Annotated in this window: 8 protein-coding genes; 7 read left to right on the top strand and 1 reads right to left on the bottom strand. The window is 63.7% G+C overall.

The features are described 5' to 3' along the window. Positions 1-67 precede the first annotated feature (67 nt). Positions 68-1,453 carry a hypothetical protein gene (locus GWP04_06275; GenBank protein NIA25160.1) on the bottom strand — a complete coding sequence of 462 codons (1,386 nt, stop codon included), beginning with the start codon at positions 1,451-1,453 and terminating at the stop codon, positions 68-70. A 316-nt stretch (positions 1,454-1,769) separates the two neighbouring features. Between GWP04_06275 and GWP04_06280 the strand changes: the two genes are divergently transcribed. The 7 genes from GWP04_06280 to GWP04_06310 are packed head-to-tail and all read left to right on the top strand — an operon-like array spanning position 1,770 to position 6,998. Beyond that, positions 1,770-2,909 carry a Re/Si-specific NAD(P)(+) transhydrogenase subunit alpha gene (locus tag GWP04_06280; protein NIA25161.1) on the top strand — a complete coding sequence of 380 codons (1,140 nt, stop codon included), beginning with the start codon at positions 1,770-1,772 and terminating at the stop codon, positions 2,907-2,909. Further along, the gene (locus tag GWP04_06285; protein NIA25162.1) at positions 2,909-3,193 is read left to right on the top strand and encodes an NAD(P) transhydrogenase subunit alpha; all 285 of its coding nucleotides are present in this window, start codon (positions 2,909-2,911) and stop codon (positions 3,191-3,193) included. The genes GWP04_06280 and GWP04_06285 overlap by 1 nt, the downstream gene beginning before the upstream one ends. After that, positions 3,190-4,569: an NAD synthetase gene (locus GWP04_06290; GenBank protein NIA25163.1), complete on the top strand. Its 1,380-nt coding sequence runs from the start codon at positions 3,190-3,192 to the stop codon at positions 4,567-4,569. Before GWP04_06285 ends, GWP04_06290 begins: the two co-directional genes overlap by 4 nt. Positions 4,570-4,573: 4 nt before the next feature. Continuing rightward, positions 4,574-5,164 carry a hypothetical protein gene (locus GWP04_06295; GenBank protein ID NIA25164.1) on the top strand — a complete coding sequence of 197 codons (591 nt, stop codon included), beginning with the start codon at positions 4,574-4,576 and terminating at the stop codon, positions 5,162-5,164. Next, positions 5,158-5,937, top strand: a complete 780-nt coding sequence (locus GWP04_06300; protein ID NIA25165.1) for a thioesterase family protein — start codon at positions 5,158-5,160, stop codon at positions 5,935-5,937. The genes GWP04_06295 and GWP04_06300 overlap by 7 nt, the downstream gene beginning before the upstream one ends. Positions 5,938-5,985: 48 nt before the next feature. Continuing rightward, positions 5,986-6,171, top strand: coding sequence for a hypothetical protein (locus tag GWP04_06305; protein ID NIA25166.1), 186 nt, complete (start codon positions 5,986-5,988; stop codon positions 6,169-6,171). After that, a complete protein-coding gene (locus GWP04_06310; protein NIA25167.1) occupies positions 6,168-6,998 on the top strand; it encodes an RNA methyltransferase in 831 nt (276 codons plus the stop codon). The genes GWP04_06305 and GWP04_06310 overlap by 4 nt, the downstream gene beginning before the upstream one ends. Positions 6,999-7,179: the final 181 nt, after the last annotated feature.

Below are 7,179 nucleotides of genomic sequence, written 5' to 3' on the forward strand. Positions count from 1 at the left end.
CACCTCTCTGGGTTACTCTGCCAGTTCTCGACCGCTCCCGCCACACCAAGAGCGCCCCAACGCAGGCTCATCGCACAGAGCGAGCCGCGGCAAGTGGACCGATGCCCAGATTCCAGATCTCATCGGCAAGGCGCAGCGCGCCAACTGCGCGCGGTGCCAGTGACGGACCCACCGGCGTTCGCTCCGGGCGGGGACGGAACAACACGAACCCTCCAAGACCACCCGGTCCGAACTGCAACGTCGCGTCCGCTTCTTCGCCCTCTCGAGCCTCCCGGTAGCCATCGCCGTCGGCCACCAGGTGCCTCGTATCCGTCTCTGCCTGGAGTCGATCGACGGTAGCCAGAGCACCGCCTCCGCGATGGCGGTCGGCCGAGTCGACGATGAGACGCTCCAACTCGCGTGGACGGTAGTCGAGAGGTTCGCCTTCGATCAGGGCGCGCTGAATCATACCCAAGGGCAGGTCTCGGATACCGGCCAGCATTCCTCCGATTGCCACACCGGCGCGCGTGTTCAGCTCTGTCGGACGGAAACCATCGTCGGTCATCACACCGTCGATCGTGAACGCCCCTCGATAGTCGACCCACTCACGTAGGACATCGCCCACGGCGCGAGCGGCGTCACGCATCATCTCCCGGTCCGCATCGGGAGGATCCCAGAAGGTCGCGGCGCCCCCGTAGTGGAGTTTGTTTCCCACACCGGGACGCAGAACGATCATCTCGCAGGGCCTGAAAGCGATGACTACATCGGGAAACACCATTCCATGGATCGAGCACGGAATCCCTTCGAGGAACGGCATCACCCGGACACGATCGCAGTGCTCACCGAAGAACGCACGGGCCTCGTCGGCGTCCGCGTCGTTTCGAACCCAGCGCAGGTAGACCGCTCCCCCATTGAATCCCTCCTTGGCATCGCCGGCCCAGGCGGTGCCGAGGCCACGGTCGAGCGAGTGGTACCCAGAGCGCAACTCATCGCCGGCGGCGGCAACGACCTCTGACGGCGCCCTGGGGATCCCCGCTGCGTCCCACACCGCGTCGGCGCGCACTTTGTCCTCGAGTGCTTCCCACTCCGGACGGCGCCTCCCCCATACCGGCCGGCCGGAGATGTGAGCACCCATGTAGAAGGGCTGACCGAGCATCACCGCCGATCCTTCCGGGTCCCAGGCGTCGATCGCAACCTCGACGTCCGGCGGCAGGTCTGCCAATGCGGTGGCAGTGACCCGTATGTTCTCGATGACGTCGCTTGCCGTAAGGTCGAGGATCGCCCACTCGGCGTCTTCCCCCGATGGGACTTCACCGGTCCCCCGGCCCGAGGCGACGATGAACGGTCGGGCGGCACCCAGGGATCGGAGCTGTTTGACGAGGGTTGGATAACCGGCCAGGACCGCGCCGGCGAGGATGAACTTGCGTCCTTCGACGAGCGGTCGAATGAGGTCCCGGTAGTACTTCGTATCCATTGCTCCAAGCTACCCGAGCCGGCGTGATGCAGGTACCCGGTACCCGGTACTTCGTATTCCGTACTTCGTATCGCGACACAGCATCGATGCAAGATCCCGGGACGCGCGTCGCGGCTTCTGCTGGAAGCTGGAAGCTGGTGGCCGGCTTCCCCACCGAGCTCCTCGGCACCGTCCAAATACGTGCCATTCATGACCCGGCGAGTTGCCACCCAACCGGTAAATGAGCACCCCTGCGAGTGCCCCAAACTTGACTTGGGAATCGGGATCCGTTCCAATAGATTGCAGGTTCGAGAAGTGCATCTTCGAGGTAAAAAACATGAAGATAGGCGTACCCAATCAAACCGCTCCAAAGGAGCGACGAGTCGCCATCACCCCGGACATCGCAGCCCGGCTCGTCAAACAGGAGTTTGAGGTGATGGTAGAGAAAGGAGCCGGCGACGCTGCCGGATTCCTCGACAAGGAGTTCGAAGCCGCGGGCGCTTCCATCGTACCGGAGGCGTCTCTCGCGTGGGGCTGTCACGTAGTAGTCACGGTACGACCACCGAGCGACGAGCAGATCGCACTGCTCAAGGCCGGGGCCGTGCTCATCGGCCTGCTGCAGCCACTCGACCAACCAGAGACCGTAGCGAAGCTCGCCGCGGCGAATGTCACCACCCTGGCGTTCGAAACGGTCCCGCGCACGACCAAGGCACAGTCGATGGATGTGCTGTCCTCCCAGGCGACCGCGGCCGGATACCAGGCGGTGCTCGAAGCAGCCGCCGCGATCACCAAGTTCTTCCCGATGCTCACCACGGCGGCGGGAACCATCGCGCCGGCCAAGGTCCTCGTCCTCGGTGCTGGCGTCGCGGGACTCCAGGCGATTGCCACGGCCCGGCGTCTCGGAGCCATGGTGTCCGCGTACGACGTCCGTGCAGCCGCGGCCGAACAAGTGGAGAGCCTCGGTGCCCGATTCGTGCGACTCGAACTCGCACAGCAAGAAGATGTGGCCACCGGTGGGTATGCTCGCGAACTGGAAGAGGACGCCCAGAAGCGCCTCCTCATGCAGCTCGGCGACCATGTCGCTCGCAATGATGTCGTGATCTCGACGGCTGCGATCCCCGGGAAGCGCGCCCCACTGCTCGTCACCCGCGAGATGGTCGAAGCGATGCGTCCCGGTTCGGTCATCATCGACCTGGCTGTCGCCACCGGAGGAAACTGCGAACTCAGCAAGGCTGATGAGGTCGTCGTGCACCACGGCGTCAAGATCCTCGCCCCCACCGATCTGGTGAGCGGCGTTGCGACACACACGAGCCAGATGTTTGCACGCAACACACTGAACCTCCTCACGTATCTCGTACACGAGGAAGGGCTACGAATCGATCTCGAGGATGAGATCACCGCAGGAGCCTGCATCACCCATGACGGCAACGTCGTCAATGAACGTGTGCAGTCCTTGCTGGAAGGAGGGGTGAACTGATGGATCTGCTGATCTCTATCACCGTCTTCGTTCTCGCGGCATACGTGGGGTTCGAAGTCATCACGAAAGTACCGCCAACGCTGCACACGCCACTCATGTCCGGATCGAATGCGATCTCGGGCATCACGATCATCGGTGCCCTGGTCGTCGCCGGTCGTTACGGTGGGACGGAAGGCATCATCCTCGGCTTCCTGGCCGTTGCATTCGCGACGATCAACGTCGTGGGCGGATTCATGGTCACGGACAGGATGCTGGAAATGTTCAAGAGCAAGGATCGCTCATGAACCCGGTTCTCGCAGGCTATCTGTATCTCATCGCGGCCGTGCTGTTCATCGTCGGTATGAAACGGTTGCAAAGCCCGGCCACGGCCCGGCGCGGCAACCAAATCGGTGCGTTCGGCATGCTCATGGCGATCGTCGTCACCCTGGTTCGGTACGAAATGCTCAATCCATGGGTGATTGTCGCCGGCCTCGTCGTCGGCGGTGGCGTCGGGCTCCTCCTCGCCAAGAAGGTCGAGATGACGGCAATGCCACAGCTCGTTGCCGCGTTCAACGGCTTTGGAGGCGGAGCATCTGCCCTGGTCGCAGCGGCCGAATTCATCGAGAAGTCCGGAAGCCCCGCCTTCGATCACCGTGCGGCAATCACCGTTGCTCTGACGATCCTGGTTGGTGGGGTCACCCTGTCGGGAAGCTTCGTCGCCTATGCGAAGCTCCAGGGCCTCGTCCCCGGACGGCCGTTCGGTTACCCGGGTCAGAAGGTCGGCGACGCCGTCCTTGCGATCGTCGTCATCACCCTCGTCGTGTGGCTGATCGTCGGCGGGAGTTCGCTCGTCATGTGGATTCTTCTCGCGTTGGCGCTGGTCCTCGGCATCGTTCGTGTGATTCCCATCGGCGGCGCGGACATGCCGGTCGTCATTTCCTTCTTGAATGCCTTCTCGGGGATTGCCGCCGCGTTGGCAGGTTTTGTGATCGGCGAGAACGCTCTGATCATCTCCGGCGCACTGGTTGGTGCTTCCGGGCTGATCCTCACCAACATCATGGTCAAGGCCATGAACCGTACCCTCGGCCACGTTCTGTTTGCCGCCTTCGGTGGCGATGGAGGCGGCGGTCCGGCGGGCGACGAGGACAAGCCGGTGCGCAGTGCATCCGCCGAGGACGTGGCAATCACCCTCGGGTACGCCGACTCGGTCATCGTCGTGCCGGGATACGGCCTGGCCGTCGCTCAGGCACAACACAACCTGCGTGAGTTGGCCGACCTGCTCGAAGAGCGTGGCGTCGAGGTTCGCTATGCGATCCATCCTGTTGCAGGGCGGATGCCGGGGCACATGAATGTCCTGCTCGCAGAAGCCGATGTCCCCTACGACAAGCTGTTTGCTCTCGACGAGATCGAGGACGACTTCCCCCGCACCAGCGTCGCTCTCGTCGTGGGTGCGAACGACGTCGTGAATCCTTCGGCTCGCGACGACGCTTCCAGCCCGATCTACGGGATGCCGATTCTCAATGTCGACCTTGCCAAGCATGCGATCGTTGTCAAACGAAGCCTCTCCCCCGGCTTCGCAGGCATCGACAACCCCCTCTTCTACAAGGACAACACGCTCATGTTCTTCTCCGATGCGAAGAAGGCCATGAGCGACATCATCAATGCCGTAAAGGAGCTGTAAGGCGTTGGACTTCCCTGACGTCGTGCGGCACCGCCGCATGGTGCGCAACTACACCGGCGATCCGGTCGATCCTCGAGCGGTTGACCGGATCGTCGCCTATGCGACAAAGGCGCCGAGCGCAGGATTCACGCAGGGCCAGTCGTTCATCGCGGTCACCGACCTGGAAACAAGGCAGGCGATCGCGGATCTCGCCGGAGAATCCGGATACATTGCCAAGGGCTTCGATCCATGGATCAGCCGAGCACCGGTCCATATCGTCGTTTGCGTATCCGAAGAGGCATACCACCGCCGATACTCCGAACCGGACAAGGCAGGCCCCGATGACACGGAGATCGAGTGGCCGGTGCCATATTGGTGGGTGGACGCAGGAGCTTCCATGATGCTGCTGCTGCTCGCAGCCGTCGACGAGGGACTCGGAGCAGGGTTCCTCGGTGTCCATTCGATTCCTGGCCTTCGCGACCTCCTCGGCATACCAGAGTCGGTCTTCCCGATCGGTGTCGTGACGATCGGTCATCCGGCTCCCGACCAACGCTCCGGCTCTCTCCGGCGGGGACGGCGGCCGATGGATGAGGTTCTTCGTCGGGAGAGATGGTGAAACCCCTCTACGAGCAAGTCGACGCCACCACGTTCCGCGCGACCGAGCTGACTACCGGGCCATGGAGCCCGGATGCCCAGCATGGAGGACCCCCCGCGGCGCTCATGGCCCATGCGATGGAGAGCGTCGGCACGCCGACAATGTTCACGACACGCTTCACCGCGGAGTTCCTGCGTCCGGTACCTGTTGCGGACATCGAGGCCACCGCAGCGGTTGTTCGGTCCGGCAAACGCGTTGAGATCGTCGCCGCTTCTCTGACCGTCGACGGCATCCCGGCGGCGGCGGCACGCGCCATCAGGATCCGCCGGCACGAAGGCCTCGATCTGCCGCCGGCCCCAGCCGTCGCGCCGCCACGCCTCCCCGATGAGGTCACCCCCGGCATCGGGTTGTCCTGGGACTACGTGAGTTTCGTCGCCGACGCTCTCGATATACGTTTCCTCGAAGGTTCCCTGGCGGAGCGCGGTCCGGCAACAGCCTGGATCCGCCTGACACCCAACGTCGTGGATGAACAGCCACCCACACCGCTGCAACGGGTACTCGTCGCAGCAGACTGCGGAAATGGAATCTCCTCGATCGTGAATCTGCGCCAATTCCTCTACATCAACCCGGATTTGACGGCCTATCTGCATCGCGAACCCGCCGGAGAGTGGGTGCTCATGCATTCGGACACGATCCTTCAACCGCACGGTGTCGGTCTCGCTCAGTCGTCCCTGTACGATGAACGGGGTCCTCTCGGACATTCCCTCCAGAGTCTGTTTGTGGACCGTCTGTAACCAGGACCGCTGCAACGCTCCCGAGCGGCCCGAGACTTGAATGGTGAGATGAAACCGATCAGCGACCTTCGTTCCGACGGCGACGACGTTGCCACGAGTGCCGGCCACACCGAAGGCAGGCATGTCGCCATACGAGCGATGGCGGCGCACGAGCGTTTCGACGCGCCGCTCGGCATCCACGCCAATCTGGCAGCCGAACGTCTCGAAGAAGTCTGCTTGGAGCTGGAGCCATGACCGAACCTCGCATCACGTCGACCCAGAACCCGCGCGTCAAACACCTCGTGCGCCTCCGTAGCCGACGTCATCGCGACACCGAAGGCCTCTTCACGATCGAGGGATATCGAGAACTCACCCGGGCGATCGACTCCGGAATCGAACTCGAAGAAGTCGCCTACTGCCCCTCGCTGTTCCTCGGCGCCAACGAGCGCGCCCTCCTCGAGGCCGCGGAGGTCGCCGGCGCTCATCTCATCGAGTTTGCCGAGGATCCTTTCCGTAAAGTGAGTTACCGAGATCGGCCAGAAGGTCTCATCGGCCTTGCCCGACAGTTCCCGACGGGACTGGATCGCCTCGAGCCAGGGCCGAACCCGCTCGTGTTGGTCGTCGAGTCGATCGAGAAGCCGGGAAACCTCGGCACGATGCTGAGAACCGCGGATGCCGCCGGCGCCGACGCAGTGATCGTCTCCGATCCGGCGACCGACCCGTTCAATCCGAACGTCGTGCGAGCGTCGCTGGGATGTCTGTTCCTGGTGCCGCTGGCCGTCGCGTCGAACACCGACACCCTTGCGTGGCTCACGGCATGCAAGATAAAGACGTTTGCCGCCACCCCGGCCGGCGAACGCCTCCACTGGGAGGCCGACTACCGGAAACCGAGCGCTCTCGCAATCGGCTCGGAGCAGTACGGCCTGTCCGAGACCTGGATGACGGCTGCCGATGAGCAGGTCCGCATCCCGATGCTCGGTGACGCGGACAGCCTCAACGCGGCGATGGCCGCAGGCGTGATGCTGTACGAGGCCGTCCGCCAGCGCACGACCGGCCGACAGCCGACAGCCGACAGCCGATAGCTGTTCCTGCCACTTCTCCCGGCCAGGGCCTTGGCCATCAACGTCCCTGGCCGGCAGAACGCCGCAAAGGTTGCAGGTCGAGGCACCAGTGCCTTGGCCGGTGACGTTCGGGGTGTCGATGCCGAGGCAGGGGCGTCTGGTCGCAAGGCCGCACAACGAAGGCGCACCTGCAGGTGCGTCG

The sequence above is a fragment of the Gammaproteobacteria bacterium genome (genome assembly GCA_011682695.1).
In the GTDB taxonomy this organism is placed as follows: domain Bacteria; phylum Actinomycetota; class Acidimicrobiia; order Spongiisociales; family UBA4744; genus BMS3Bbin01.